Raw genomic sequence first — 25567 nt, 5'->3', positions numbered from 1 at the left:
GGGTCCCTCAGACCCAGCCGGCCTGCCGGGAGATCCGGATGGCGTCCACCCGGTTGCGGGCGCCGACCTTGCGGGTGGCGGAGGCGATGTAGTTGCGCACCGTGCCCCGGGCCAGATGCAGGGCGTGCGCGATCTCGGCGACGGAGTCCCCGTTGGCGGCACGGGCCAGGACGCTCCGCTCCCGCCCGGTCAGCGGCATGCTGCCGTTCTCCAGCAGTGCGGAGGCCAGGGAGGCGTCCACGGACCGCTCGCCCCCGGCGACCTTGTGGATGGCCTGCACCAGACGCCCCGGCGAGCCGTCCTTGTCCACGTAGCCGTGCGCCTCCGCCTGGAACGCCCGGCGCAGCGAGCCGGGCCGGGCCGCGGTCGCGAGCACCAGCAGTGCGGTGTTCCGGCCCAGGACGCCCGTCCGGGCCGGCCCGTCCCCGTCGAGGACGGCCGACGCGCCCGGACAGTCGACGTCCACCACGCAGACGTCCGGTTGTAAGGACTCGGCCTGCTCCTCGGCCCCGGGCCAGGCCGCCGCCGCGACATCGAAGGGCCCTTCCGCGCGGAGCAGCGCGGTGAGAGCTGATCTCAGCAGGTTGACGCTGTGGAGCACCAGGATCCTGGTCATGCTGTCCTCCGGTCCGGCGGGTGGTGACGACCTCATCCCGCTGCCCACGATCGGCCCCGGGGAACACGCGGCCCGGGGCACCGCGGGCGCACAGCGCGCGCTTTTGGCCAACGGACCTCCCGGGAGGGAGGTTTCCGCGGCCGTCGGGGCGGTCCGGTCCGGGGGCGCGGCCGAACGGCACGGCCCCGGATCGGGTCGCTCCGCCCCGATGGCCTGGGCGGGCGCCGCCGGGCGGAGTCCGGGACGGCGGCCGGGGCGGGCCCGGTGCGGATCCGGGTACACCCCCGCCCGGACCGCCGCACCGTGTCCGCCGGTCGTCCCCATCGCTCCCCATCGGTCCCCTTCGTGCCCGGGGCGCCCCGCGCCCGGCGGCGGGGAACATGGCGCGAACCCGGCCGGGGCGCGGAACCGCCACCGGCTTGCGGAGGAGACCTCCCCACACACGGCGTACGCCGGGGCGCACAGGGGGCGCACAAGGGGCCGGCCGCCCCCGCACGCGGCCCGCCGACGCGCGGATGACGCGCGGATGACGCGCTGATGACGCGCCGGACGCGCCGGACGTGCCGGGCCCGACGGAGCGCCCATACTGAAGGTGCCGAAGGATCCGGAGGAGTCGGGCCGCCCAGGACCCGGCCGACCGACCGGCAGGTCCGGCAGGGTCTGTGCCGTGCCGGTGGCGACGATGGATGAACACAAGCCGACCCAGGACGTGACCAGCGGTGCCGCGAGGGACGCCGGTGGGTGGCTGGGCGCGGTGCCGATGGCGCTGCTGGCGACCGGCGCGGACGGCACGATCGTGCGCTGGGACGCGGGCGCGCAGGACCTGCTCGGCTACGCCCCGCCCGAGGTCGTCGGCCGGCACATCGCCGAGCTGCTGCATCCCGGTACGGAGCGGAACCTGGGCCGGTCGCTGTGGGAGTCGGCGGTCAAGGGCCGCGGGGTGATGGGCTCGGTCACCGCCTGGCACCGCGACGGCCACCCGGTGGAGCTGGAGATCTGGGCCTGCCCCGTCCCGGGCCGGCACACCGGCACCACCGTGCAGGTCCTCGCGGCCGATGCCCACGGCGCCCGCCGCATCCGGGGCTCCTCGGTGGTGTGGGACGGCCTGTTCGCCCGCTCCCCGGTCGGGATCGCCGTCTTCGACACCCAGCTGCGGTTTCTGCGGGTCAACCCCGCCCTGGAGGTGATGACCGGCGTTTCGGAGGCCGCGCACGCGGGACGGCGCCTGCTCCAGGTGCTGCCCGAGCTGAACGTGGCCGAGATGGAGGCTGTGATGCGCCGCGTCCTGGCCACCGGGGAGCCGGTCCTGGACAGCCGCCTCACCGGCCGGACCCCGGCCGACCCCCGGACCGACCGGGTGTGGTCGTGCTCGTACGTCCGGCTGGAGGACGCGGCCGACCACCCGGTCGGCCTCGCCGCCTCCATCATCGACATCACCGAGCAGCAGACGGACCATCTGGAAGCCGAGGCCGGCCGGCGCCGGCTCGCCCTGCTCAACGAGGCCGTCCTCAAGATCGGTACCACGCTGGAGGTCGAGCGCACCGCCCAGGAGCTCGCCGAGGCCGCAGTCCCCGCGCTCGCCGACGTCGTGACCGTCGACGTCCTGGAGACCCTCGCCGCCGACGGCGATCCCGGGGTCGGACTGGTCGGCGGGGCGGCCCTGCGCCGTCTGGGCAAGGCGCCGCTGACCGACTCCGCGGTCGCCCACGCCCTCGCCCCCCTCGGCCGGACCCTGCCCTTCCCGGCCTCCGCGCCCTTCACCCAGCCGCTGGTGGACCGCCGGCCCTTCGTGATCGACCGGCTCGACACCCAGGACGCCGTCCTGACCACCCGTCACCTGGCCACGTCCGAGGACCTGCTGCAGCTCGGGGTGCACTCCGTCATGATGGCGCCGCTGTCCGCCCGCGGCGTTGTGCTGGGCCTGGCCGCCTTCCACCGGACCGGCACCGGCGGCGCCTTCGCCCCGGACGACATCGCGCTCGCGGGCGAGCTGGCCGCCCGCGCCGCCGTCTGCATCGACAACGCCCGCCTCTACCACCGCGAGCACGACACCGCCGTGATCCTCCAGCGCAGCATGCTCCCCCAGCACATCACCCCGCCCCCCGGCATCGAGGTCGCCCACCGCTATCTGCCCGCCAGCGATGTCAACGAGGTCGGCGGGGACTGGTACGACGTCGTGCCCCTGCCCGACGGCACCGCGGCCCTGCTGATCGGTGACGTGATGGGCCACGGCACCGCCGCCGCCGCGGTGATGGGCCGGCTGTCCGCCTCTGTGCGGGCACTGGCCCGCCTCAACCTCGCCCCCGGCGACCTGCTGGAACACCTGGAGGCCACCCTCGCCGACCTCGCCCACCCGATGCTGGCCACCTTCCTGTACGCCGTCTGCGACCCGGCCACCGGCCGCTGCCGCATCACCCGCGCCGGACACCCGCCTCCCGTCGTGGTGACCCCGGACGGTGCGGCGAGCCTCCTGGACCTGCCGACCGGAGCCCCGCTCGGCATCGGCGGCATCCACTTCACCACCGCCGACGTCCACCTGGAGCCGGGCACCCTGCTGGTCTTCTACACCGACGGGCTGGTGGAAACCCGCGCAAGCGACATCGACGACCGCCTGAGTGAACTCACCCACCTGCTCTCCCGTCCCGGCCCCTCCCTGACCCGCCTGTGCGACACCCTGGTCTCCCATCTGGTGCCCGTATCCGCGGACGACGACGTGGCCCTCCTGATCGCCCGCATCGGCACCCGGCACCCGGGACCGGCATCGTGAACGACGAACCACAGCCCCACGCACCCCACGCACCCCACGCACCCCACCCACTGCACCCACTGCACCCACCCCCCGCACCTTTGGCCCTGCTCACCTGGTGGTCCGCGCTGCCGCCCGCGGCCGGCTCCGCGGTGATGGCCACCGGCATCATCTCGGTCGGCCTGCACCTGACCGGCCACGAGACCCTCTCCCGGGTGGCCCTGGTGCTGGCCCTCGCCGCCTGGCTGGGGCTCGCCGCGGACTTCACCGTACGGCTGGTCCGCACGCCCGCCCGCTGGACCGCCGAGGCCGACACCCCGCCCGCACTCACCGCCGTGGCCGCCACCGCCGTCCTGGGCACCCGGCTGTCCCTCCTCGGCATGCAGCCGGTCGCGGTCGCCCTGCTGGTCCTGACGGCAGTGCTGTGGCTGGTGCTGCTGCCCGCCGTACTCCGGCACCGCAAACGGAAGATGCCCGGGGCGGTCTTCCTGGTCTGCGTCGCCACCCAGGGGATCGCGGTGCTGTCCGGCACCCTGGCCCACGCCCTGTCCGCCGGCCTGCTCGCCTGGCTGGCCCTGGCCGCCTTCGCCGGCGGCCTGCTGCTCTACGGACTCGCCTTCGCCCGCTTCGACCTGGCCCAGGTCCGCACCGGTGCGGGCGACCACTGGGTGGCGGCCGGGGCGATGGCCATCTCCGCCGTCGCCGGCTCGAAACTCGTCGCCGCCCCCGAGTTCACCGGCTCCCTCCACGGCGTGCTCCACGCGGTCACCCTGCTGGTCCTGGCCCTCGACCTGGCCTGGTACCTCATCCTGGCGGTCGCCGAGATCCGCTGGTTCCGGCCGCACTACGACGTACGGCGCTGGGCGACCGTCTTCCCCCTGGGAATGACCGCGGTCGCGGCCCTCTCCGTCGCCGACGCGGCGGAGATCCCCTGGCTGACCGCACCCGGACAGGTGCTCCTCTGGATCGCCGTGGCGGTCTGGGTGGTCGTCCTGACCGGCGCGGCCCGATCGGCCGCCCGCGCGATCGCGGAGCTGCGCACGGCCGGGAGCGGCGGGAATGGGCTCCGCCCGCCCGGGTAGGCGCGCGGCATGTCCCCCCTCGCGGCGACCCTGACCGACAGCACCGTGTCCCTGCTGGCCCACGGCTACGCCTGGGCCCCCGACCTGCGGCGCGCCCACCACGGCGCCGAGCTCGTCCGGACCCGGCTGCTGGGCCGGCCGGCGGTCCTGCTGCACGGCCCGGCCGCCGTGGCCTTCTTCTACGACGAGGACCACGTCCTGCGCCACGGCGCCCTGCCGCGGCCGGTGCCGGAGACCCTGTTCGGCAGGGGAGCGGTGCACACCCTGGACGGGGCCCCGCACCGGGCCCGCAAGCAGCTGTTCGTCTCCCTGCTGATGCCCCCGGCGGCCGTCACCGCACTCGCCGACCGGGTGGCGGCCGACTGGGACGCCGCCGTACCGGGCTGGGCCGGCCGCCGGGTGGTCCTCTTCGACGAGGTGAGCACGATCCTCGCGCAGGCGGTCTGCGACCGGTCGGGGCTGCCCGTCCCGGACGACGCGGCCCGGGAGATCGCCGAGGACTGCATCGCCATGGTCGAAGGCTTCGCCACCCCCGGCCCCCGGCACCGGCGGGCCGTCCGCGCCCGGCGCCGCCAGGAGGCGGCCCTCGTGCGCGCCGTCCGGGACGTCCGGGGCGAAGGGCCGCATGCCGACGGCCTGTTCGCCCCGTCCCGGCACGCCGGCCTCGCGGGCTCCGCCCTGGAGACGATCGCCCGGTACCGCACGCCGGACGGAACCCCGCTCGATGCCCGCCTCGCGGCCGTGGAACTGCTGAACATCATCCGTCCCACGGTTGCCGTCACCTGGTTCGCCGTCTTCGCCGCGCACGCCCTCCACCGCGATCCCGCCGCCCGGGACCTGCTGCGGACCGGCGGTCCCGCACACGCCCGGGCCTTCGCCCACGAGGTGCGCCGCTTCTACCCGTTCGTGCCCTTCGTCGGCGGACTGGCCGCCCGCGACACCGTGTTCGACGGCGCCCCGATCTCCGCCGGGACCCTGATCCTGCTCGACGTCTACGGCCACCACCACGACCCGGACCTGTGGGAGGAGCCCTACCGCTTCGACCCCGTACGCTTCCTCGGCCGCGAACCCGCCCACGACGCCCTCATCCCGCAGGGCGGCGGCGATGCCCGCACCGGCCACCGCTGCCCCGGCGAGGACATCACCGTGGCCCTCCTCGGCACCCTGTCCCGGGCCCTGGCGGACCTGGACCCCGCCGTGGCGACCGTGCCCGACCAGGACCTCTCCATCCCGCTGGGCCGGATCCCCACCCGGCCCCGCAGCGGCTACCTCATCGACATCGACACGGACATCGACCACGTCCGACCGCCGGACGTCCGACAGCCGAGGAGACACCATGCCCCGCGGATCCCACGCCACCCGTGACCACACGCCCGGCCACCGGCGGAACCCCGCCGCCGGACCGGAGGCCGGACAATGACCCGCCCGGCCCCCATGGACCCCGGCGGCAGCCTGCGCGTCGTGGTCGTCGGCGCCACCGGAAACGTCGGCACCAGCGTGGTCCAGGCCTGCGCCGACGACCCGGCCATCGGCTCCGTACTCGGCCTGGCCCGCCGGGCCCCGGACTGGCGGCCTGCCAAGACCGCCTGGGTCGCCGCCGACATCGAACCGGGCGGCCCCGACCTCGCGCCGCTCTTCACCGGGGCCGACGCCGTGATCCACCTCGCCTGGAAGTTCCGGCCGACGCACCGTCCGGAGACCACCTGGCGGACGAACGTCCTCGGCAGCCTGCGCGTCTTCGAGGCCGCCGCCACCGCCAAAGTGCCCGCCCTGGTGTACGCGTCCTCCGTCGGCGCGTACTCGCCCGGCCCCAAGGACCGTACGGTGGACGAGTCCTGGCCCACCCACGGATGGCCGCAAGCCGCCTACACCCGCGAGAAGGCGTACCTGGAACGGGTCCTCGACACCTTCGAGCAGACCCATCCCGCCCTGCGCGTGGTCCGGATGCGGCCCGGCTTCCTGTTCAAGCGGACCTCCGCCTCCGAACAGCGCCGGATCTTCGCCGGCCGGCTGCTGCCCGGGCGGCTGGTCCGCCCCGGCCTGATCCCGGCCGTCCCCGATCTGCCCGGCCTGACCTTCCAGGCGCTGCACACCGACGATGCCGCCGCCGCGTATCTGGCCGCCGTCACCCGGCCCGTCAGCGGCGCCTTCAACCTGGCGGCCGATCCGCCGCTGGACGCGCAGGTCCTCGCCGGCATCCTGCACGCCCGCAGCCTGCCCCTGCCGACGGCCCCGGTACGGGCGGCCCTCGCCGCCGCCTGGCGGCTCCACCTCGCACCCGCCTCCCCGGACCTGTTCGACGCCGTCCTGCGGCTGCCGCTGCTGGACAGCTCCCGGGCCCGCGCCGAGCTGGACTGGCAGCCCCGGTACACCGCGGTACAGGCCGTCGAGGAGTTCCTGACAGGCCTGCGCGAAGGCGCCGGCATGCCCACCGCACCCCTGGCAGCCTGAACCCCGCCGCCACGGGGTTCAGGCCCGCCAGGCCGGGTAGGCGCCGGACATGAACGGCACCGACGCCCCGACCGGCGCCTCCGCCACCTCCGCCCCCCGGACCTCCCGGCCCGAACTGCTGACGGTCTACCTCAACGACCATCTGACCGGGTCCGGCGGCGGGGTCCGGCTCATCCGCCGGATGGCCGGGATCCACCGCGACACCCCGTTCGGCCCGAAACTGGCCGCACTGGCGCGCGAGATCGAGGAGGACCAGCACAGCCTGCGCCGGATCATGCGGGACCTCGGCGTCCCGGTGAGCAACCTCCGCGAGGCCGTGGGCAGGGTCGCCGAACTGGCCGGGCGGCTCAAGCTCAACGGCCGGATTCTCTCCCGCTCGCCGCTGAGCGACGTCCTGGAACTGGAGGCGATGCGCCTGGGCGTACAGGGCAAAGCCGCCTGCTGGACGTCGCTGCGCACCGTCGCGGACGGCGACGACCGCCTGGACGCCGCCGAACTCGACCGCCTGCTGGCCCGGGCGGAGGACCAGGTGCAGAGCCTGGAGGCACTGCGCGTGAGCCGGGCCCGCGAGGTCTTCACGGCGGACCTCCGCCGGACGAGCCTCCACCGGACGAGCCAAAGACAGTCCTACCCGACACCAGATCGAAGGCCGTCATGATTATCCTCGGACTCATCCTGCTGATCGTCGGCTATCTCGTCGGCATCTCCATCCTGTGGACCATCGGCATCATCCTGATCGTGGTCGGAGTCATCCTGTGGATCCTGGGAGCGCTCGGGCACGCGGTGGGTGGCCGCAACCACTACTGGTAGCGCCGGACGGCCAGCGCCCGGCGCTCCTCCTCGGTGAGCCCGCCCCAGACCCCGTAGGTCTCCCCGACGGACAGCGCGTGCCGCAGACACTCCGCCCGCACCGGGCACCCGGCGCAGATGCGCTTGGCAGCCCGGTCGCGGGCGGTACGCGCCTCGCCGCGCTCGCCCGCCGGGTGGAAGAACCTCTGGTCGCCCAGCCCCCGGCAGGCCGCCTGCATCTGCCACGCCCAGTGTTCTTCGGCCGGACCGGGGAGTTGCGAGGCGGGCGTGGGCGTGGGCGTGGACGTAGACGCGGACGCGGACGCGGGGGACATGACCGGTTCCTTCCGGGTGAGGGGGCATCGGGGGCATCGGCTAGGCGCCTGCTCGGCTGCGCGCCGCCCAAACCTCCCCCGACGGGAACGGGTGTAGCCCGCCGGCCGGCGGGCACGCGCAGACCATGACCACCGTCCAGGACCACCGCACGCTCCGCACCCGGGCCTTCGCGGGTCTGGGCCGCACCGGACTGGCCGCCCGGGGAGTGCTCTACCTGCTCGTCGGGGTGCTGGCCCTGCGGATCGCGTTCGGTGAGCGGTCCGCGCAGGCCGACCGCGGCGGCGCCCTTCAGACGCTGGCCGGACAGCCGGCCGGAGCCCTGCTGGTCTGGGCCGTCGGCATCGGCCTGGTCTGCATGGCGCTCTGGCGGCTCTCCGAGGCCGTACTCGGCGACGAACTGCCCAAACGGCTGGCGGCAGCCGGCCGGGCCCTGTTCTATGCGGTCGTCGCCGCCTCCGTCCTCGCCTTCGCGGCGGGGAGCCGCAGCAGCGGCAGCGGAGCGAGCGACCGGCAGTCCCGGGACCTCACCGCGCGGGTCCTCGGCCTTCCGGCGGGCCGCTGGCTCGTCGGGCTGGCGGCCCTCGCCCTCCTCGTGACCGGGGTGGTCATCGCGGTACGCGCCGTGATGCGCGCGTACCGCGACAAGCTGAAGACGGCCGAGATGCCGCCCTGGGCGGAGCGGGCGGTCGACGTCGTCGGCGTTCCCGGCGGCCTCACCCGCGGCTCCGTGTTCGCCGCGGTGGGCGTCTTCGCCGGGTACGCCGCCCTGCGCTACGACCCGACCGAGGCCAAGGGGGTGGACGACACCCTGCGCGCCTTCGCCGGTACCCCGGCCGGGCCCTGGCTGCTGGCGCTCGCCGCGCTGGGGCTGGCCGCCTTCGGGCTGTTCTCGTGGGCCATGGCCGGGTGGCGGCGGATCGACACGTGAAGACCGCCGCCTGAACCGTCAGGGCCTGCCGGAGCCGGAGCCCGAACCGGAGAGCGGTACGCGAGCCCGGACGGCGAGCACGCCGAGCGGGAACGACAGGTGCTCCGGCTCGCCGAGCGCCGCCAGCGCGGCGTCGATCTCCGCCTGGGACATCCGGCCGGTCTCGCGCAGCCGCGGCCCGAGGGCGGTCACGGTCCGGATCCACCAGTCGGTCATGGCGGCGTCGGAGCGGAACGCGGGCAGGGTCATCTCGGCGGCGATGTCCTGGTAGCCGTTGCGGTGGAGTGCGGCGGTCGCCTGCAGGCCCCACTCCGCCTCCATGCCGTACGAGGAGGCCAGCAAGTCGCAGCAGGCCTCGACGGAGTGGCGCACCGGATCGCCGACCGGCATCAGGGCGGCCGGGAAGTGGACGATCTCCTCCAGCAGAAGCGTTCCGCCAGGAGCCAGCCAGCCGCGCATCCGCTCCACCACCCGCTCCCGCTGCGGCAGGTGCATCAGCACGCAGCGGGCGTGGATCAGATCGAAGGAACCCTCGGGGAAGGGGTCTTCGACGATGTCGTGGCGGAGGGTGTGGACGTGCTCGGGGAGCTCGGCCGGCAGATGGGAGAGGTCGAGGTCGGTGGCGGTGATGTGCCCGCGCGGGCAGCGGTCGGCGAGCCAGGCGGCGACCGTGCCGGTGCCCGCCCCGACCTCCAGGACCCGCGCGTCCGGCGCCGGCCCGGCCTCTTCGAGGCGGCGGACGGTCTCGGGGTCGAGGGCGTCGGCGAGGGCGCGCAGCCGGGCGGCCTCCGCCGGGTTGGCACGGCCGAGTTCGTCGGCGTAGTGGCTGCTGTCGGCGGTCGGCACGTCGTCACTCCGGCTTCTGTGCGTATACGGGCTTCTGTACGGATACAGGTGTGCCTATACAGGGTGGTGGGGCGCTTCTCGATGTCTCCTGACGTTTCTTGACGGTACGTTAACGCTGCGGCGGGAAGGCAACGGAATCCCGCCATACCCGGCCGGCCGGTGGCCGGATCATGAAAGCCGGCCGGTCACAACAGCCGGTCCGGGGTGAGGGGAAGCTCGCAGACCCGCCTGCCGGTGGCGTGCCGGACCGCGTTTGCGACCGCCGCCGCGACACCGGTGATGCCGACCTCCCCGACCCCGACGATCCCGGACGGCATCGACGGATCGGGATCGTCCAGGCACCGGACGTCGATCGGCGGCACGTCGGCGTGGACCGGCACGTGGTAGTCGGAGAGGCTCGGATTCACGATCCGTCCGGTGCGCGGATCGAGGAGGGTCTCCTCCGAGAGGGCGAGACCGATCCCCATCACGATGCCGCCCCGCAACTGGCTCGCCGTGGTCTTGGCGTTGACCACCCGGCCCACGTCGAAGACCCCCGTCCACCGGCTCACCCGCACCTCACCCGTGTCGGGGTCCACCCGCACCTCGCAGAACTGCGCCCCGGCCGCCGCCCGCACCCAGCGCCGCCGGTCGCCCAGCAGCCTCCCCAGGAACCGGGCCTGCCCGACGGCCTTGCCGATCCTGCTCTGCGAGCCGACGGCCGCCTCCGCATGGTCCCGGCCGGTGCGGGCCAGGACCTGCGCGTACGACTCCCCGGGCGCCGGCCGCCCGACCGCCTTCCGCAGCTTCGCGCAGGCCGCCAGCAGCGCCTGCGCCACACTCGCGGTCTGGGCCGACCCGCCCGCGCCGGGCCCGAAGGGCAGCTCCGTGTCCCCGTACACGACGGTCACGGCCTCGAAGGGCAGCCCGAGCGCATCGGCGGCGAGCTGGCCCTGTGCGGTGGCCCCGCCCATCCCCATCTCGTGGAAGGCGCAGCGCACCAGAGCGGTACCGTCGGCGTTCAGACGCACCGTCACCGCGGCCGGGAACACCCAGGCCGGGTGATAGGCCGCCGCCGTGCCCCAGCCCACCAGCCAGTGGCCCTCGCGCATCGAGCCGGGCTCCGGCGTCCGCGCGGACCAGCCGAAGGCCTCGGCGCCGGCCGCGAAGCACGCGCGCAGCCGCCGGTGCGAGAAGGCCTTGCCGTCGATCGGATTCCGGGCGGGCTCGTTGCGCATCCGCAGGCCGACCGGGTCCATGCCGAGCCGGCAGGCGAGTTCGTCCACCGCCGACTCCAGGGCGAACGAGCCGATCGACTCGCCCGGCGCCCGCATCACCATGTTCGAGAGGGTGTCGAGCTCCAGCACGTACTGCCGGTGGCGGATGTGCTCGGCAGCGTACAGATGGCGGGCGACCGAGGTGATCTGCTCGGGGATGCCGCCGACCCGGCCCACCGGGGCGGTACTGGTGTGGATCAGCGCGGTCAGCCGGCCGTCCCGCTCCGCGCCGAGCGCGACCCGCTGCACGGACGGCTGCCGCCCGCCGGTCGCCCGGTACACGCCCTCGCGGGTGAGGGCCAGCCGGACCGGGCGGCCGGTGACCCGGGCCGCGAGGGCCGCCAGGATCGTGCCCGGCCAGACGACCGTCTTCCCTCCGAACGCCCCGCCCACGTACGGGGTGACGACCCGGACCCCGGCCACCGGGACCCCGAACTTCGCCGCCAGATGCGCCCGGGTCCAGGCCAGGTTCTGGGTCCCGTCGTGCACGGTGAGCCGGTCCCCGTCCCAGACGGCGGTGGTGGCGTGCGGCTCGATCGCGTTGTGGTGCTGCCGGGGGGTGGAGAACCGCAGGTCGACGGTGACCGGCGCGGCGGCCAGGGCGGCGTCCGCATCGCCCTTGCGGCCCTCGGGGTGCTGGAGCAGTCCGCCCTTCTGCGGCACCGCGTTCGGCTCCTCCGCCGCGAAATCGACGCTGTGGGGGAGGAGTGCGTACTCCACCGCCACCGACTCCGCCGCATACCGGGCGGCCTCCGGGGTCTCCGCGACCGCGACCGCCACCGGCTGGCCGTTCCAGTGCACCTCGTCGGTGTTGAGGTAGTTGACGGAGCTGCCGCTGGCGAAGGTCTCCGTACGCAGCGGGTTCGGCTTCGCCGGCGGGTGCATGGCGGGCGCGTTCAGATGCGTGATCACGGCGAGCACCCCGGGGACGGCCTCGGCCGCCCGGGTGTCGATCGCGGTGATCCGGGCGCGGGTGACGGTCGCGTACGTGAGCGCCGCGTAGGCGGTCCCCTCGTACGGGAAGTCCACCGAGAACGCCGCCCGTCCGGTGGCCTTGGCCATCCCGTCGACCCGGTCGAGGCCCCTGCCGACGCTGCGGTTCACACCGGACTCCCGTCCGCCGAGAGCCGGTTCAGGGTGGCGACCACGGTGCGCCGCGCCAGCTCGGTCTTGAAGGCGTTGCCGGACCGCCCCACCGCCCCGGCGAGTTCTGCCCCGGCTGCCTCCGCGAAGGCCGCTCCGTCGGCCCGCGCCCCGGTCAGCACCTGCTCGGCGGCGCGGGCCCGCCAGGGCTTGGTGCCCACCCCGCCCAGCGCGAGCCGGACCCCCGCCACCGTGCCGTCCCGTACGTCGAGGGCGGCGGCCACCGACACCAGCGCGAAGGCGTACGAGGCGCGGTCGCGCACCTTGCGGTAGCGGGAGTTCACCGCCCAGGGCAGGGCCGGCAGCTCGACGGCGGTGATCAGCTCGTCGGCCGCGAGCTCCGTCTCCAGGTGCGGGGTCCCGCCCGGCAGCCGGTGGAACCCGGTGAGCGGGATGCGCCGCACCCCCCGTACGCTCTCGGCCTCGACCTCCGCGTCCAGCGCGGCCAGCGCCACGCACAGGTCGGAGGGGTGGGCGGCGATGCAGTGCCCGCTCGTGCCGAGTACGGCGGTGGAGCGCTGAGCCCCGTCGAGGGCATCGAGGGCATCGCAACCGGCCCCCGGCTCCCGCTTGTTGCAGTGCGCGGCGGTGTCGTAGAAGTAGGGGCACCGGGTGCGCTGGAGCAGATTGCCGCCCACCGTCGCCATGTTCCGCAACTGCGCGGAGGCCCCGGCGAGCAGGGCCTGGGAGAGCACCGGATACCGGGTGCGGACCAGCGGATGGGCGGCGAGCCGGCTGTTGCGGACCAGCGCGCCGATCCGCAGCCCGCCGTCCGGCAGTTCCTCGATCCGGTCCAGCGGCAGCCGGCTGATGTCGACGACCGTGTCCGGCCGCTCGATGTTCTGGCGGATCAGGTCGACCAGATTGGTCCCGCCGCCGAGGAACCTGGCGCCGGGGTGTTCGGCGATCGCACCGACCGCCGTGGCCACGTCCGGGGCGCTGAGGTAGGAGAAGGGCCTCATCGCCCGGCCACCTCCGCGATGGCGTCGACGATGCCGTTGTAGGAGCCGCAGCGGCACAGATTGCCGCTCATCCGCTCGCGGATCTCCTCCGCCGTCAGCTCGGGCACCTCGGCGGGATGCCCGGTCACCGCGCTGGGCTCGCCCGCGGCGTGCTCGGCGAGCATGCCGATCGCCGAACAGATCTGGCCCGGGGTGCAGTAGCCGCACTGGAGGCCGTCGTGCCGGACGAAGGCCGTCTGCAGCGGGTGCGGGCGGTCGCCGTCGGCGACGCCCTCGATGGTGGTGATCGCCCGGCCCTCGTATTGGACGGCGAGCGCGAGGCAGGCGCAGATCCGCTCCCCGTCCACGAGTACCGTGCAGGCACCGCAGGCGCCCTGGTCGCAGCCCTTCTTGGGGCCGGTCAGGCCGAGCCGCTCGCGCAGCGCGTCGAGCAGGCTCACCTGGGGTGGCACCTCGACCGTCCGGACCGTGCCGTTGACATGCAGCCGTACCTCGGCCATTGCGGGCCTCTCCATCCGACGGAACGCTGGCTTCCTGTTTAGCGGCAGCGCGGGGCCGGGGCCGGGAACGGCACACCGCCCCGGTCCGGTGAGCGGGCCGGGGCGGTGTGCGGCGGAGGTGCCGTGCCGTCAGTGGAACAGCATGGAGGCGTCCCCCGCCGGGGTGGTGACGGAACCCGGGCACAGGAAGCTGCCGGAGGTCTTGGTGGCGGTGAAGGCCCGGTTGACGTACTTGCCGGTCGTCGCGTTGAGGTCCCACAGGATGTTCGTGGCCTTGTAGCGGCAGGAGATGAACGACTGCCGGCCGGAGATGTCGATCAGGTCGGTCCGTGCCGTGGCCCCGTCGAAGGTGAAGGCGGGGTTGTTGTTGAGGGTGGCGGAGAGTCCGCCGCCACAGGCCAGGTTGCCGCCCGGCTGGTTGACCGTGGTGCGGTCGACCGTGAGGGCGCTCGGGGGGCTGGCGCTGGTGCTCGCATTGGTCCAGCTGCAGCTGCTGCCCGCGACCGTCATCACGCCGTCGACCTTGAGGTCGGCGGCGGGACCGGGTCCGGCGGCGGTGGCCGCGCCGGTGGTGGAGAGGGTGGCCGCGATGACCAGTGCGGCGATTCCGGTGGCGTACGAGAACTGCCTCATGTCGCTCCTCCTTGCCACGTCCGTGTGGGGGTTTCGTCGTGCGAGGTGCGGGTGCCGGGAGAGTCCCACAGGGGTCTTGAATTGTCAGGCGCACGTCAAAGAACTGGCCGGAAAGCCGCCTTGTCCGGAGTTCGACCCTGCCGTGAGTTCGACCCTGCCGTGTTTCCCCGCGGGTAACCGGGAGGCATGATGAAGGGGTGGCGCCAGCCGATCGGCCGGGGGGCGCGGAGGATCCTGGTCCGATTCGGTCCGAACCGGGATCCCTGCTCGAGCGCGTGGCCGTCGCCGTCTTCGGCATCGACGGGCAGGACCGGGTCTGCTACTGGGGGCCCGGCGCCCGGAGCCTGTTCGGCCACGAGGCGGGGGAGGTGCTCGCCCGGCCCGCGGCCCGCCTCTTCCCGGACCCGCCCGCGGGCGAGCCGGACAGTGCCGCCCACCTGGCCGAGCGCGGCCGGACCCTGGGCTACTGGCGGGTCCGGCTGCCCGCCCGGCACCGGGACGGCACGGTCTTCGACTGCGGCTTCCGGGTCTTCCCGGTGACCGGGGCCACCGGGGACTCCGTCGTCATGGGCCTGGCCAGCGCGGGCACGGAACTCGACCGGGTGAAGACCAATCTGGCCTTCCTCGACGCACTCTTCGAGACCTGCCCGATCGGCCTGGTGATGCTCGACGAGGACCTGAGGTACGTCCACCTCAACGAGGTGCTCGCGGACATGGACGGAGTGCCCCTCCAGGACCACCTCGGCCGCCGGATGACCGACATCATGATCACCTCCGACGACGGCGCCTACCAGCGGATGCTGCGGTCCGTCGCCGAGGAGGGCCGGTCCGTGGTCAGCGCCCTGGTGGGACTGCGCACCCCCGGCCGGCCCGACCGCGACCAGGTGCGGTCGGTCAGCCTGTTCCCGCTCAGCGGGGCGGGCGACACCCGGCGCGGCGTGGGCGGGCTGCTGGTGGACGTCACCGACCGGGAACAGGCCCTGCTGGACGCCACGGCGGCCCGGCAGCGGCTGGCCCTGCTGGACCGGGCCGCCACCCGCATCGGCACCACCCTGGACCTGAACGTCACCGCCCGGGAACTCGTCGATGCCGCGGTCCCCGACTTCTGCGACGGCGCCGTGGTCGAACTGGTCGAATGGATGCACGACACGGAGCCGTTCGACCCGGAGCTGCCGCTGCACACCCACCGGATCGCATCCGGTACGACCCTGCCGCCGCCCGCCGTCGAACTCGTCAGCGGACTGGAGTGGGTGACCTACCCGCCCGGCTCCGGCATCCACCGGACGCTCAGCGCCGGCCGGCCCCTCCTCCTCCCGGTCGACGAGGAGTTCACCGTACGCACCGTCGCCCACCAGGAACGCGCCCGGCTGCTCCTCGACAGCGGACTGACCACCATCGTCATCGCCCCGCTCATCGCCCGCGGCACGGTCCAAGGGATCACCATGTTCGGACGGTCCGCCGCCCGGACGCCCTTCACCGACGAGGACCTACGGCTCGCCGGGGAGCTCGCCTCCCGCGCCGCGCTCTGCCTGGACAACGCCCGCCTCTACGGCCGGGTCCAGGACATCGCCCTCACCCTGCAACGCGCCCTGCTGCCCAACGCCTTGGCCAGCAGCCCGTACGTCACCCTCGCCCACCGCTACCGCCCCGGCAGCCGGCTCACGGAGGTCGGCGGGGACTGGTACGACGTGATCGAACTGCCCGGGGACCGGGTGGCCCTGGTGGTCGGCGACGTCATGGGGCACGGGGTGCCGGCCGCCGCGTCCATGGGCCGCCTCCGCATCACGGCCAAGGCGCTCGCCCGCAGGAATCCGGAGCCCGAGGAACTGCTCGCCGAACTCGATGTGTGCGCGCGCGAGTTCGGCATCGAACTGGCCACCTGCCTCTGCCTCCGCTACGACCCGCACACCGGGCACGCCCGCATCGCCAACGCCGGGCACCCCCCGCCCCTGGTGCGCCTCCCGGACGGCACGGTCGAGACCCTCGGCGAGGTGCTCGGCGTTCCGCTCGGGGTGGGCGGCGTGCCCTTCCGGTCGGCCGGCACCGACCTGCCCGAGGGCGCCGTGCTGGCCCTCTACACCGACGGCCTGGTCGAGACCCGAGGGCAGGACATCGACGCGGGCCTGGACGCCCTGCGCGAGGAACTGCGCGACTGCTCGGACCCGTTGGAGGAGGTGGCGGACCGCATTCTCGAGCACCGGCTGCCCGAAACGGCGACCGACGACACGGTCCTCGTCCTCGCCCGGGTCCGCCGGGCACGGGAGCCCGGCCGTAGCCGGGGTCCTTGACCCCGGCCCGCGGGGAACCCTGCGGCTCAACCGCCGGTCGGCGCGGTGAACTCCTCAGCGGGCCCGAAAGCGCCGAAGGTGGCCTTGTTGGCGGCCTGTACGCCGTGCATCACGAAACGCTGTTCGAAGCGGATGGTGCGGCCCTGGCTGTCGATCCACTGGTCGCAGGCGAAGCCACTGACGCCCTTGGCCTTCATGGAGGTGTACGTGCGAGGGTCGACGGAGGCGATCTGCTCCAGGGTGAGGTACCCCGAGAGGTGGTAGGTGGCGACGCCTCCCTGGTTCTCCATGCCCTTGCGCGCGGAGGGGCCGGTGCCGAGCAGCAGCTTGGCGTATCCCTCGTAGCTGGCCAGGTTGCCGCCCGTGGTGCGGGGGCGCTTCGTCCACTCGGCGCCCGCCGCACCGCGCTTGCGGACGTAGGTGGCGTCGGCCGTCGTGACCGTCTCCATCGTCGGGCCCGGTTCGGCGGACTTCATCTCCATGCGTCCCGTGAAGGGGCCGTTGAGGTTGACCCGGCCACTCGTGGTCAACGCCCCGGACAGGTCGTCCGCCTCGGTGGTGATCGTGAGGTTCGCCGCGTAGGGCTTCTTGCTCGCTGCTGCGAGGGCCTTATCCGGGTCGAACGCCTTGTCCGCGGGCACGGCGGGTCCGGCGGACGTGGTGGCGGGCGCCGGTGCAGCCGGTGCAGCCGAGGCGGAACCGGTCGGGGATACGGGAGCCGACGTGCCGCCGGAGTCGCCGTCGCAGCCGGTCAGCAGGGTCACGGCGCACACCGTGGCGGCGATGGCCAGGCCGGTGCCGCGGCGGCGCGGCGAGAGGGTGCGGGAGCTCGTATTCATTCGGGTGATATTTTCACAAACTTGTTCCGATCTCGTATGTTTCATCGGAGCGGCGGGCCCCGTACCCCGGCTCATTGCCTCCCCGACCGGCCCCGCGTCGCTGCCGCCGTCACAGGCGGTGCACGCCCCCGCCGGGTTCGGCCCACCGGTGGTCCAGTGCGGTCCGGGCACGCTCCGGCAGCAGCCGGCCCAGCAGGTCCTCGAGCCGGGTGCGCTTACTGCCCGCCACTCTGCGGGGCCGCTCGGCCATCAGCGCCGCAAAGCCCTGGCGGGCCACCAGGGCCGGAGAATCCTTCCGGGACCGGCCCAGCCGGGTGTTGAGCAGGCCCGCCCGTACGAAGAACCGGGAGTCGGTGGTTCCCGGCAGCAGCGCGGTGACCGTCACCCCCTTGTCCTTGAGCTCGCTGTTCAGGGCCAGCGAGAAGGACCGCAGGAAGGCCTCGGAAGCGCACTGGACCGCATGGAAGGGGCCGGGCCGGCCGGCCGACGCGGACGAGGTGATCATCATGCGGCCCTGCCCCCGCTCCGTCATCTCCGGCAGCAGCCGCCGGGCCAGGTGCACGGTGGAGGAGATGTTCAGGTCGATCACCCGGGCCTGGTCGGCGAACTCCGTCTCGAGGAACCCGCCGCCCTGCCCGACCCCCGCGTTCAGCACCGCCACGTCCACCGGACGGCCCCGCGCGTGCAGGTCCCCGTACAGGGTCTCGACACCGTCGAAGGTCGCCAGATCGCACCGTACGGCGCGCACGGCGCCGCCGTGGGCCCGCAGCCTCGCCGCCGCGTCGTGCAGTCCGGGGTCCTCCGCGGCGATCACCAGGTCGTAGCCGTGCTCGGCGAACTCGCGGGCCAGTTCGAAACCGATACCGCTGGATCCGCCGGTCACCACGGCCAGCGGGCGTCGGGTCTGTGTGCTGTCCATGCCCGGGCGACTACCCGCCGCCCGCAGGATTAGCCGTCACCAGCCCAGATCGGCGGCGTCGAGCACCCGCGCGCCCATGTTCCGCTCCATCATGTGCAGGGCCGCCTCCGCCAGATCCGGGTGGATCGCGGCGACCGCGTCCCGGGGGACGTCCACCGCCAGGTGGCGAATGTGGGCGTCGAGAGCCGAGTAGAGCACGCACTGCTCGGTGACCTGGCCGGTCAGCACCAGCCGGTCCACCCCCAGCGTCCCGAGCAGGTACGCCAGTGGGGTTTCGTAGAACACGGAGTGCCGGGCCTTCACCACGAACAGGGAGTCCTCGTCCGGCCGGACCGGCTCCACCAGGTCGGGCCGCCGTCCCGCCAGTGCGGTGCCGAGGATCTCGCCGTGGTGCGAACGCCACTGGCCGAAGTTGTCGTTCGCGTAGATCACCGGAACGCCCGCGGCCCGGGCCCGCTCCAGCAGGCCGACCAGGGTGGGCAGCATCCCGGCCACCGACGGCACCAGCAGCTCGGCGTCCTCGTGCTCATAGGTGTTGAGCATGTCGATGACGATCAGCGCGGACCTGGACATTCCTCCACGGTGGCAGAGCGTGACCACAGGACACGGTCCGGCACCGCCGGGCAAATGGGGGACCGGGGGTACTACCGGGCGGCCCGGGTGGGTAGGCAATACGGATCGGCGGCACGAGGCACGAGGCACGAGGCCCGACACGACCGAGGAGGCACGCCGTGAAACACCCTCCAGAGTCCCCGGCGTCTGCGGCGTCTGCGGCGGCTGTGGGGTCCGCAGCGGCGCGGACCGGCGAGCTGCCCCCCGATCACACCCAGGCCATCCTGGAAACGACCAAACGGGTGGCGACCCTGCTCAAGGCGTCCGGCAAGCCCTTTGCGCTCGCCGGGAGCGTCGCCGCCTTCGCCCACGGGGTCCCCGCGCGCTTCCAGCACGACACCGACTTCTGCATCCGGCGCGAGGACGCCGAACCGGTCGCCGCCGCCCTCAAGGAGGGCGGCATCGAACTCCGGGAGGCCCCGGAGGACTGGCTGGTCAAGGGCCGGGACGATGGCGAGGACATCGACCTGATCTTCGAACTCGCCCGGCGGCCGGTGGACACCGCACTGCTCGACCGGGCCGAGGTGCGCTCCGTGGACTCCGTGTACATGCCGGTCCTGGCGCCCACCGATCTCATGGACAGCCGGCTCGCCGCCCTCGCCGAGCACTACTGCGACTTCGGCGACCTGCTGCCGATGGCCCGGGTGCTGCGCGAGCGCATCGACTGGCCCCGCCTCGACCGGGCCCACCGCGACTCCCCGCTCGCCGACGCCTTTCTCTACCTGCTCGAACGCCTCGACGTCATCGGACCGAGAGAGCCGAGGGAGCCTGCCGCACCGAGGGAGATGAGCCCATGAGCGGGTCCGCCCACCCCGCCGGCCCCGTCGTCTACCGCCTGGAGCACCTCCGGGACCGCCTGGCCCACGAGGAGGTCTTCGAGCTCGGCGTACGGACCGAGCTGCGCGGCGGGGTCGCCGTCCTCGTCGGCACCGTCACCACGGCCGGCTGCCGTGACGCGATCCTGCGGATCGCCGCCGAGGAGCTGGCCGGCCTGCCCTGGCGGCACGACCTCCAGGTCGGCGGGGTCCGACCACCCGACCGCGAGCCGGAGGACGTGTCATGACCCGCATCGCCGCGGTCGGTGACATCCACCTCGCGCCCGGCAGCGAGGGCCTGCTCCGGCCCGCCTTCGACACCCTCGACGGGCACGCCGACCTGCTGCTGCTGGCCGGGGACCTCACCCGGCACGGCACCGAGGAGGAGGCCCGGGTGGTCGCGGGCGAGGTGGCCGGACTGCCGGTGCCCGTGATCGCCGTACTCGGCAACCACGACTACCAGAGCGACCGGCAGGACCGGGTCGCCCATGTCCTCACCGATGCCGGGGTCACCGTCCTGGAGGGCACGGGCGTCCGCCTCGACATCGACGGCACCTCCGTCGGCATCGCCGGGACCAAGGGCTTCTGCGGCGGCTTCGCCGGCCGCTGCGCCGGCGACTTCGGCGAACCCGAGATGAAGGCCTTCATCCGCACCACCCGCGACTCCGCCGACGGGCTCCGCCGGGCCCTCCTCGGCCTGGCCGAGGACGGCTGCGCGCTCCGGATCGCCCTCACGCACTACTCGCCCGTCCCGGACACCCTCGCCGGGGAACCCCTGGAGATCCACCCTTTCCTCGGCAGCTACCTGCTCGCCGAGGCCATGGACGGGGCGGGCGCCGACTTCGCCGTCCACGGCCACGCCCACCTGGGCACCGAGCACGGCATGACGGCCGGCGGGATACGGGTCCGCAATGTGGCCATGCCGGTGATCGGCCGGGCTTTCGCCGTGTACGACCTGCACACCGCGACCCCCGCTCCGACCCCGGATCCTGCCCCTGCTCCGGCTCCTGCTCCGGCCCCGGCCCCGTCTCTCCGGCATGCCGCTGCCCCAGACGGGTAGCCGCGCACCAGGGGAAAGCGGTGAGAGGACGTGAGCCTGATGAGGGTGGCCTTTCTGATGGCGCCCATGGGCGTCGAACAGGTGGAGCTGGAGAAACCCTGGCGGGCGGTACGTGCCGAAGGCTGGGAGCCCCGGCTGGTCTCCACCAGGCCGGGGGAGATCCAGGCCTTCCGCCACCTGGACAGGGGCGACACCTTTCCCGTCGACGACGTGGTCGGAAGCAGCACCGCCGAGGACTTCGGCGCCCTGGTTTTGCCGGGCGGCGTGGCCAATCCCGACTCGCTCCGGCTGGACGAGCAGGCGGTGGCGTTCGTCCGGCACTTCTTCGGCCTGGCCCGGCCGGTCGCGGCCATCTGCCATGCCCCGTGGACCCTGGTCGAGGCCGATGTGGTGCGGGGGCGGACCCTGACCTCCTGGCCCAGCCTGATGACCGACATCCGCAATGCCGGCGGCATCTGGGTGGACGAGAAGGTCCAGGTCTGCCATGCCGCGCCCGGCACCCTGGTCACCAGTCGCAAACCGGACGACCTGCCGGCGTTCTGCTCCGCCCTGGTCCAGGAATTCCGGAGGTGAGCCGGCCGTGCCGAACAACGCGGTCAACGCGGTCTTCGAGCTGGTGGACGTGGCCCTGGTGTCGGACGAGCTCGGACGCCTCACCGTCCCCCTGGACGGCAGGGATGCCGGGCCCTTCGAGCTTCCGGAGGGCGCCGTCGTGACGGTGGCGCTCTCCTTCCGTGTGCACCGGGAGGTGGACGGCCTCAGCTTCACCCTCAACCGGTGGCGCGAGGGCTACCTGGTGTCCTCGAACCAGATCCCGGTGGGCAGCTTCCGGCCCGGCGGCCCGTACGAGGTGCACCTGCCGGCCGAGCGGCTCCCGGTGGGGCGGGCGGCCTGTGGTGTGTACGACGTGACCGGGATCTTCACGGACGGTGACGGCCGGGAACTCTCGAGGGAGAGCCACAGCTTCCGGATCGTCCACCAGCCACGGCTGGTCCACGGCCGCCGCGGCGCCCGGGCGGCCTGAGACAAGCGAAGGAGCGAGATGCCCGAGGAAGGGAACGAGATGCCCGAGGTGAGAGAAGGCGACAGGGAGCGGGGCGAGTCCCCGCCGGAACGGGACGAATCCCCGCTGGAACGGGCCGACCGCCGCTGGAACGAACTTCTCCAGGAACTGCGGGTGGCCCAGACCGGCGTCCAGATCCTCTTCGGCTTCCTGCTGGCCGTCGTGTTCCAGCCCCGGTTTGCCGAGCTCGGTGATGTCGACCGGGCCATCTACGTGGCCACGGTCGTTCTCGGGGCGGCCACCGTGGGCGCCCTCGTCGGTCCGGTCTCCTTCCACCGGCTGGTGTCCGGCCGCCGGCGCAAGCCCGAGACGGTGGCCTGGGCCTCCCGGCTCACGGTCGTCGGCCTGGTCCTCCTGTACTGCACGATGGCCTCCGCCTTCCTGCTCATCCTCCGGGTGGTGCTGCACAACGACCTGGCCTTCTGGCTGATGCTGGTGATGGCCGGCTGGTTCGCCCTGTGGTGGTTCGCGATCCCCCTCTGGGCCCGCAACCGCTCCGAGAGCATGACGGACGACGAACCGAGCCGGTGAGGCAAAGTTCCCTACGTCGAACAGCAGTTGGTGGGTACGATCTGCCGGGTGGGGGGAATTGGAAGACACGGATCACGCACGCGCGGTGCAGCCCTGCGCGGCTGCGGCAGCGCACTGGCGGCCCTGTTGCTGCTCACCGCCTGCTCGGACGGGGGCGAACCGGCCGCATCCGGCGCGTCCGGCGCGTCCGGCAGCCCGAGCGCGGCCGGTACGTCCGGCAGCCCGGCCGCCGCCGGCAGCCCCGGCGGCTCCGCGCAGCCGGGCAGCGCCCCGCCGAGCCCCGGCGGGCCGAGCCCCAGCCCCTCGGGCTTCCCCCTGGTGCCCGAGGTCGACGAGGCGAAACAGCCGAAGAACGCCGCCGAGGCCCGTGCGCTGCTCGGCAAGATCGCCATCGCCCCCGGTGCCCTCGGCCCGGAGGTCGCCCGCAGCACCCCCTTCGAGAGCGACCCGAACCGCTGGCCGGTCCTCGACGGGAACTGCGTCTGGCAGACCGCCGGCCTGCCCGCCGACGTCCTCGCCACCCGCACCCAGTACTTCCACATCCCCGCCAAGGGCAGCCGCGGCCGGGTCCGCATCAACACCACCGTCACCATCCACCACACCCGCGAGGAATCCGGCTGGGAGACCGCCCGCGCCATGGAGGAGGTGCTGCGCTGCCCCACCCAGCGCCTCCGCGAAGGCGAGGAACTCCGGAACCTGTGGGGCGGGGGCCTCTACCTCGGCGAGCAGATGAACGCCTGGACCGAGGACGCCTTCTCCGAATCCGGCGAGTACGTCAGCACGACCGGAGCCGGAGCCGGGCCGGGCAAGACCGGAGAGCCCCAGCACTACACCTGGTCCCAGGGCCAGTTCGGACCGGTCACCGTCGCCGTCGCCATCAAGGGCGCCCCCGGCTACACCCCCGAGGAACTCCAGCAGTACGTGGTCCAGGGCACCAGCGATCTGATGCTGCAAGCCAAGCAGCAGCTCGGAAAGGCGGCCGGCTGATGGAACCCCTCCAGCCCTCGGACCCGTCCCGGATCGCCGGCTACCGCCTCCTCGGCCGGCTCGGCGCAGGCGGCATGGGCGTCGTCTACCTCGGACGCACCGACGACGGGGCCCTCGCCGCCGTCAAGGTGATCCGCGCCGAGTACGCCGACGAGACCGACTTCCGGGCCCGCTTCCGCCGCGAAGCCGAGATCGCCGCCCAGGTGGACAGCCCCTGGGCGGTCCGCATCACCGGCGCCGACCCGGACGCCGCGGAACCCTGGCTGGCCACCGCCTTCGTCCCCGGCCCCTCCCTCGCCGAGGCCGTCGCCGCCCACGGGCCGCTCCCGCTGCGCGCCGTACGGATCCTCGGCAAGGCCCTGGCCCGGGCCCTCGCGGTGATGCACGCACAGGGCCTCGTCCACCGGGACGTCAAACCCGGCAATGTGCTCCTCGGCATGGACCGGCCCCGGCTCATCGACTTCGGGATCGCCCGCGGCGGTGATCACACCGCCCTGACGTCCACTGACGCCGTCATCGGCACCCCCGGCTTCCTGCCGCCCGAACAGGCCGGGGGCAGCCCCGCCGAACCGGCCGGAGACGTGTTCTCCCTCGGCTGCCTCCTCGTGTACGCGGCCACCGGCCGGCTGCCCTTCGGCACCGGCGCCGTGGACGCCGTGCTCTACCGCACCGTCCACGACGAGCCCGAGTTCGGCCCGGAACTCCTCGCCGATCCCGAACTCACCGCGCTGCTGCGCACCTGCCTCGCCAAACACCCCGACATCCGCCCCGGCACCCGCGAGCTCGACGAGGCGCTGACCGAGGACACCCCCGGCGAGGGCACCGACTGGCTGCCCGACCCGGTCGTCGCCACCATCGCCGACCGGGCCGCCGCCCTGCTCGCCCTGCCCGGCATCGACGAGACCGTCGCCGACCCGGCCGCCGCGCCCGCGCCGGAATCCGCAGAGACCGCCCCGGCCGGCCCCACCCGGCGCCGCCTGCTCGGCCTGGTCGCCGGCGGGGCCGTGCTCGCCGCGGGCGGCGGCCTGGCCGCCTGGCTGACCCTGCGCGAGGACGACAAGCCCGCAAAAGCCGCCGCGGGCCCGGCCCCCCGGGCCTGGGTGATCGGCGTACAGGCGGACCTCTCCGGACCCCGGCAGACCATGGGACGCGCCCAGGAACGCGGAGTACAGCTGGCCGTCGCCGAGTTCAACTCCCGTAAGGACAAGCCCTTCACGCTCAGCGTCGCCACCGCGGACGACGCCGGTCGGGCCGACCGCTCCGCTGCCGCCGCCACCGGACTCATCGGCAACCGCGACCTGTTCGCGGTGATCGGACCGACCGGCAACGAGTCGGTGATCCCCTGCCTCGAACTGTACGGCGAGGCCGGCGTACCCCTGATCAGCGTGTCGGCCCTGGCCACCGCCTACAGCGTCACCGACCGGCGCAGCCTCATCCAGAGCTGCCCGCTCGCCGCGACCCAGTCGCTCGCCGTGAACATCCAACTGGCCGGGAAGCAGGGCGTCCGCCGGATCGGCATCCTCTGCGACCGCAACGGAGACACGGACAGCTGGCAGACGGCCCAGCTGATGGGCCGCACCCTCGGCAACTTCGCGCCCGGGGCCACCGTATACGGGCGGGTCGTCCCGCGCGGCACCGCCGACCTGGCCCCGGTGATCAACGACATGCTCGCGCAGCGCATCGACGGCTTCTTCTACACCGGCTCACCCGCCGGCGGGGCCAAGACCGCCGCCCTGCTCGCCGCCGCCGGCTTCAAGGGCCCGCGGGCCGCCGACTACACCATCATCGGCCGGGAGTACCTCGAAGCGGCCGGAGCCGCCGCCGAAGGCTGGCAGGTCTTCGCGCCGTACACCGGCCCGGACGCCCCCGAGGTGGCCGAGGTGGCCCGCGCGCACCAGGCGGCGTACGGATCGGCCCCCGAGGTGTGGACGGCCGAGGCCTACGACGCGGCCCGGCTCGTCATCGACCGGCTGGTGACCGGCGCACAGGGCGGCGCCCGGCCGGCCCGCGCCGCACTGCTGACCGCCCTCACCCAGGGCACCTACCGCGGCCTGACCCGGGAGTTCGCCTTCGACAAGATGCAACAGGTCAAGGGCAACCTGTTCTACGGGCACCGGGTGGAGGGCGGACGCCTCCGCTACACCGGCCGGGCCACCGGATAGCGC

Annotated in this window: 26 protein-coding genes; 16 read left to right on the top strand and 10 right to left on the bottom strand. The window is 73.8% G+C overall.

Going from position 1 to position 25567, the window contains the following annotated elements:
- Positions 1-7 precede the first annotated feature (7 nt).
- Entirely contained in the window at positions 8-616 is a 609-nt protein-coding gene (locus tag DEJ50_RS02610) for a LuxR C-terminal-related transcriptional regulator (protein WP_190344226.1), read from the bottom strand.
- A gap of 682 nt (positions 617-1298) precedes the next feature.
- Here DEJ50_RS02610 and DEJ50_RS02605 point away from each other — a divergent pair.
- The 6 genes from DEJ50_RS02605 to DEJ50_RS33760 all read left to right on the top strand — a co-directional run bounded on the left by DEJ50_RS02605 (position 1299) and on the right by DEJ50_RS33760 (position 7705).
- Complete coding sequence (locus DEJ50_RS02605; protein WP_150205778.1) at positions 1299-3383, top strand: SpoIIE family protein phosphatase; 2085 nt, start codon at positions 1299-1301, stop codon at positions 3381-3383.
- Positions 3384-3463: 80 nt separating this feature from the next.
- The gene (locus tag DEJ50_RS02600; RefSeq protein ID WP_223837550.1) at positions 3464-4444 is read left to right on the top strand and encodes a tellurite resistance/C4-dicarboxylate transporter family protein; all 981 of its coding nucleotides are present in this window, start codon (positions 3464-3466) and stop codon (positions 4442-4444) included.
- 9 nt (positions 4445-4453) lie between these two features.
- A complete protein-coding gene (locus tag DEJ50_RS02595; protein ID WP_190344225.1) occupies positions 4454-5809 on the top strand; it encodes a cytochrome P450 in 1356 nt (451 codons plus the stop codon).
- A 51-nt stretch (positions 5810-5860) separates the two neighbouring features.
- The gene (locus DEJ50_RS02590; RefSeq protein ID WP_223837549.1) at positions 5861-6895 is read left to right on the top strand and encodes an NAD-dependent epimerase/dehydratase family protein; all 1035 of its coding nucleotides are present in this window, start codon (positions 5861-5863) and stop codon (positions 6893-6895) included.
- A 49-nt stretch (positions 6896-6944) separates the two neighbouring features.
- Complete coding sequence (locus DEJ50_RS02585; protein ID WP_223837548.1) at positions 6945-7553, top strand: hypothetical protein; 609 nt, start codon at positions 6945-6947, stop codon at positions 7551-7553.
- Positions 7550-7705 carry a DUF6131 family protein gene (locus DEJ50_RS33760; RefSeq protein WP_190344224.1) on the top strand — a complete coding sequence of 52 codons (156 nt, stop codon included), beginning with the start codon at positions 7550-7552 and terminating at the stop codon, positions 7703-7705. The genes DEJ50_RS02585 and DEJ50_RS33760 overlap by 4 nt, the downstream gene beginning before the upstream one ends.
- Here the strand turns inward: DEJ50_RS33760 and DEJ50_RS02580 are convergent.
- Positions 7696-8019 (bottom strand): WhiB family transcriptional regulator, encoded by a 324-nt coding sequence (locus DEJ50_RS02580; protein WP_150205777.1) that lies wholly within the window; start codon positions 8017-8019, stop codon positions 7696-7698. The genes DEJ50_RS33760 and DEJ50_RS02580 overlap by 10 nt on opposite strands.
- 125 nt (positions 8020-8144) lie before the next feature.
- On the opposite strand from DEJ50_RS02580, the gene DEJ50_RS02575 reads away from it, so the two are divergent.
- The gene (locus DEJ50_RS02575; RefSeq protein WP_150205776.1) at positions 8145-8948 is read left to right on the top strand and encodes a DUF1206 domain-containing protein; all 804 of its coding nucleotides are present in this window, start codon (positions 8145-8147) and stop codon (positions 8946-8948) included.
- Positions 8949-8966: 18 nt separating this feature from the next.
- Here the strand turns inward: DEJ50_RS02575 and DEJ50_RS02570 are convergent, their stop codons facing one another.
- From DEJ50_RS02570 to DEJ50_RS02550, 5 genes are all read right to left on the bottom strand, one after another.
- Complete coding sequence (locus DEJ50_RS02570) at positions 8967-9794, bottom strand: class I SAM-dependent methyltransferase (RefSeq protein WP_190344223.1); 828 nt, start codon at positions 9792-9794, stop codon at positions 8967-8969.
- 185 nt (positions 9795-9979) lie between these two features.
- Complete coding sequence (locus tag DEJ50_RS02565) at positions 9980-12154, bottom strand: xanthine dehydrogenase family protein molybdopterin-binding subunit (protein ID WP_223837547.1); 2175 nt, start codon at positions 12152-12154, stop codon at positions 9980-9982.
- A complete protein-coding gene (locus DEJ50_RS02560; RefSeq protein WP_150205774.1) occupies positions 12151-13155 on the bottom strand; it encodes an FAD binding domain-containing protein in 1005 nt (334 codons plus the stop codon). Before DEJ50_RS02560 ends, DEJ50_RS02565 begins: the two co-directional genes overlap by 4 nt.
- Positions 13152-13670 carry a (2Fe-2S)-binding protein gene (locus tag DEJ50_RS02555; protein WP_223837546.1) on the bottom strand — a complete coding sequence of 173 codons (519 nt, stop codon included), beginning with the start codon at positions 13668-13670 and terminating at the stop codon, positions 13152-13154. Before DEJ50_RS02555 ends, DEJ50_RS02560 begins: the two co-directional genes overlap by 4 nt.
- Before the next feature lie 114 nt (positions 13671-13784).
- Entirely contained in the window at positions 13785-14288 is a 504-nt protein-coding gene (locus DEJ50_RS02550; RefSeq protein WP_150205773.1) for a hypothetical protein, read from the bottom strand.
- A 197-nt stretch (positions 14289-14485) separates the two neighbouring features.
- On the opposite strand from DEJ50_RS02550, the gene DEJ50_RS02545 reads away from it, so the two are divergent.
- Complete coding sequence (locus DEJ50_RS02545) at positions 14486-16576, top strand: SpoIIE family protein phosphatase (protein WP_150205772.1); 2091 nt, start codon at positions 14486-14488, stop codon at positions 16574-16576.
- 26 nt (positions 16577-16602) lie between these two features.
- On the opposite strand, the gene DEJ50_RS02540 is transcribed toward DEJ50_RS02545, so the two are convergent.
- The 3 genes from DEJ50_RS02540 to DEJ50_RS02530 all read right to left on the bottom strand — a co-directional run bounded on the left by DEJ50_RS02540 (position 16603) and on the right by DEJ50_RS02530 (position 18907).
- Positions 16603-17415 carry a hypothetical protein gene (locus DEJ50_RS02540; RefSeq protein WP_150205771.1) on the bottom strand — a complete coding sequence of 271 codons (813 nt, stop codon included), beginning with the start codon at positions 17413-17415 and terminating at the stop codon, positions 16603-16605.
- A gap of 109 nt (positions 17416-17524) precedes the next feature.
- Positions 17525-18334 (bottom strand): SDR family NAD(P)-dependent oxidoreductase, encoded by an 810-nt coding sequence (locus DEJ50_RS02535; RefSeq protein ID WP_150205770.1) that lies wholly within the window; start codon positions 18332-18334, stop codon positions 17525-17527.
- Between the two features lie 36 nt (positions 18335-18370).
- Positions 18371-18907: a cysteine hydrolase family protein gene (locus DEJ50_RS02530; RefSeq protein WP_150205769.1), complete on the bottom strand. Its 537-nt coding sequence runs from the start codon at positions 18905-18907 to the stop codon at positions 18371-18373.
- Between the two features lie 158 nt (positions 18908-19065).
- Here DEJ50_RS02530 and DEJ50_RS02525 point away from each other — a divergent pair, with 158 nt between their 5' ends.
- From DEJ50_RS02525 to DEJ50_RS02490, 8 genes are read left to right on the top strand one after another with little or no spacing between them, the layout of a single operon-like run.
- Entirely contained in the window at positions 19066-19743 is a 678-nt protein-coding gene (locus DEJ50_RS02525; RefSeq protein WP_190344222.1) for a nucleotidyltransferase family protein, read from the top strand.
- Complete coding sequence (locus DEJ50_RS02520; RefSeq protein WP_150205768.1) at positions 19740-20009, top strand: hypothetical protein; 270 nt, start codon at positions 19740-19742, stop codon at positions 20007-20009. Before DEJ50_RS02525 ends, DEJ50_RS02520 begins: the two co-directional genes overlap by 4 nt.
- A complete protein-coding gene (locus DEJ50_RS02515; protein ID WP_150205767.1) occupies positions 20006-20821 on the top strand; it encodes a metallophosphoesterase in 816 nt (271 codons plus the stop codon). Before DEJ50_RS02520 ends, DEJ50_RS02515 begins: the two co-directional genes overlap by 4 nt.
- A gap of 39 nt (positions 20822-20860) precedes the next feature.
- Positions 20861-21394: a type 1 glutamine amidotransferase domain-containing protein gene (locus DEJ50_RS02510; RefSeq protein WP_150211840.1), complete on the top strand. Its 534-nt coding sequence runs from the start codon at positions 20861-20863 to the stop codon at positions 21392-21394.
- A 7-nt stretch (positions 21395-21401) separates the two neighbouring features.
- Complete coding sequence (locus tag DEJ50_RS02505) at positions 21402-21845, top strand: hypothetical protein (protein ID WP_190344221.1); 444 nt, start codon at positions 21402-21404, stop codon at positions 21843-21845.
- 39 nt (positions 21846-21884) lie between these two features.
- Positions 21885-22415, top strand: a complete 531-nt coding sequence (locus DEJ50_RS02500; RefSeq protein WP_150211839.1) for a DUF6328 family protein — start codon at positions 21885-21887, stop codon at positions 22413-22415.
- 48 nt (positions 22416-22463) lie between these two features.
- The gene (locus tag DEJ50_RS02495) at positions 22464-23402 is read left to right on the top strand and encodes a hypothetical protein (RefSeq protein ID WP_150205765.1); all 939 of its coding nucleotides are present in this window, start codon (positions 22464-22466) and stop codon (positions 23400-23402) included.
- A complete protein-coding gene (locus tag DEJ50_RS02490) occupies positions 23402-25564 on the top strand; it encodes a bifunctional serine/threonine-protein kinase/ABC transporter substrate-binding protein (protein WP_150205764.1) in 2163 nt (720 codons plus the stop codon). Before DEJ50_RS02495 ends, DEJ50_RS02490 begins: the two co-directional genes overlap by 1 nt.
- The last annotated feature ends 3 nt before the right edge of the window (positions 25565-25567 follow it).

The organism is Streptomyces venezuelae (assembly GCF_008642295.1).
GTDB lineage: Bacteria > Actinomycetota > Actinomycetes > Streptomycetales > Streptomycetaceae > Streptomyces > Streptomyces venezuelae_C.
Note: the sequence above shows the minus strand (reverse complement) of the source record. Positions and strands in the feature narration are given on the sequence as shown.

Coding starts and splice junctions, on each gene's coding strand:
- DEJ50_RS02610 (WP_190344226.1), bottom strand. CDS start 616: ATGACCAGGATCCTGGTGCTCCACAGCGTCAACCTGCTGAGATCAGCT.
- DEJ50_RS02605 (WP_150205778.1), top strand. CDS start 1,299: ATGGATGAACACAAGCCGACCCAGGACGTGACCAGCGGTGCCGCGAGG.
- DEJ50_RS02595 (WP_190344225.1), top strand. CDS start 4,454: ATGTCCCCCCTCGCGGCGACCCTGACCGACAGCACCGTGTCCCTGCTG.
- DEJ50_RS02590 (WP_223837549.1), top strand. CDS start 5,861: ATGACCCGCCCGGCCCCCATGGACCCCGGCGGCAGCCTGCGCGTCGTG.
- DEJ50_RS02585 (WP_223837548.1), top strand. CDS start 6,945: ATGAACGGCACCGACGCCCCGACCGGCGCCTCCGCCACCTCCGCCCCC.
- DEJ50_RS33760 (WP_190344224.1), top strand. CDS start 7,550: ATGATTATCCTCGGACTCATCCTGCTGATCGTCGGCTATCTCGTCGGC.
- DEJ50_RS02580 (WP_150205777.1), bottom strand. CDS start 8,019: ATGTCCCCCGCGTCCGCGTCCGCGTCTACGTCCACGCCCACGCCCACG.
- DEJ50_RS02575 (WP_150205776.1), top strand. CDS start 8,145: ATGACCACCGTCCAGGACCACCGCACGCTCCGCACCCGGGCCTTCGCG.
- DEJ50_RS02560 (WP_150205774.1), bottom strand. CDS start 13,155: ATGAGGCCCTTCTCCTACCTCAGCGCCCCGGACGTGGCCACGGCGGTC.
- DEJ50_RS02555 (WP_223837546.1), bottom strand. CDS start 13,670: ATGGAGAGGCCCGCAATGGCCGAGGTACGGCTGCATGTCAACGGCACG.
- DEJ50_RS02550 (WP_150205773.1), bottom strand. CDS start 14,288: ATGAGGCAGTTCTCGTACGCCACCGGAATCGCCGCACTGGTCATCGCG.
- DEJ50_RS02540 (WP_150205771.1), bottom strand. CDS start 17,415: ATGAATACGAGCTCCCGCACCCTCTCGCCGCGCCGCCGCGGCACCGGC.
- DEJ50_RS02535 (WP_150205770.1), bottom strand. CDS start 18,334: ATGGACAGCACACAGACCCGACGCCCGCTGGCCGTGGTGACCGGCGGA.
- DEJ50_RS02530 (WP_150205769.1), bottom strand. CDS start 18,907: ATGTCCAGGTCCGCGCTGATCGTCATCGACATGCTCAACACCTATGAG.
- DEJ50_RS02520 (WP_150205768.1), top strand. CDS start 19,740: ATGAGCGGGTCCGCCCACCCCGCCGGCCCCGTCGTCTACCGCCTGGAG.
- DEJ50_RS02515 (WP_150205767.1), top strand. CDS start 20,006: ATGACCCGCATCGCCGCGGTCGGTGACATCCACCTCGCGCCCGGCAGC.
- DEJ50_RS02510 (WP_150211840.1), top strand. CDS start 20,861: ATGAGGGTGGCCTTTCTGATGGCGCCCATGGGCGTCGAACAGGTGGAG.
- DEJ50_RS02500 (WP_150211839.1), top strand. CDS start 21,885: ATGCCCGAGGTGAGAGAAGGCGACAGGGAGCGGGGCGAGTCCCCGCCG.
- DEJ50_RS02490 (WP_150205764.1), top strand. CDS start 23,402: ATGGAACCCCTCCAGCCCTCGGACCCGTCCCGGATCGCCGGCTACCGC.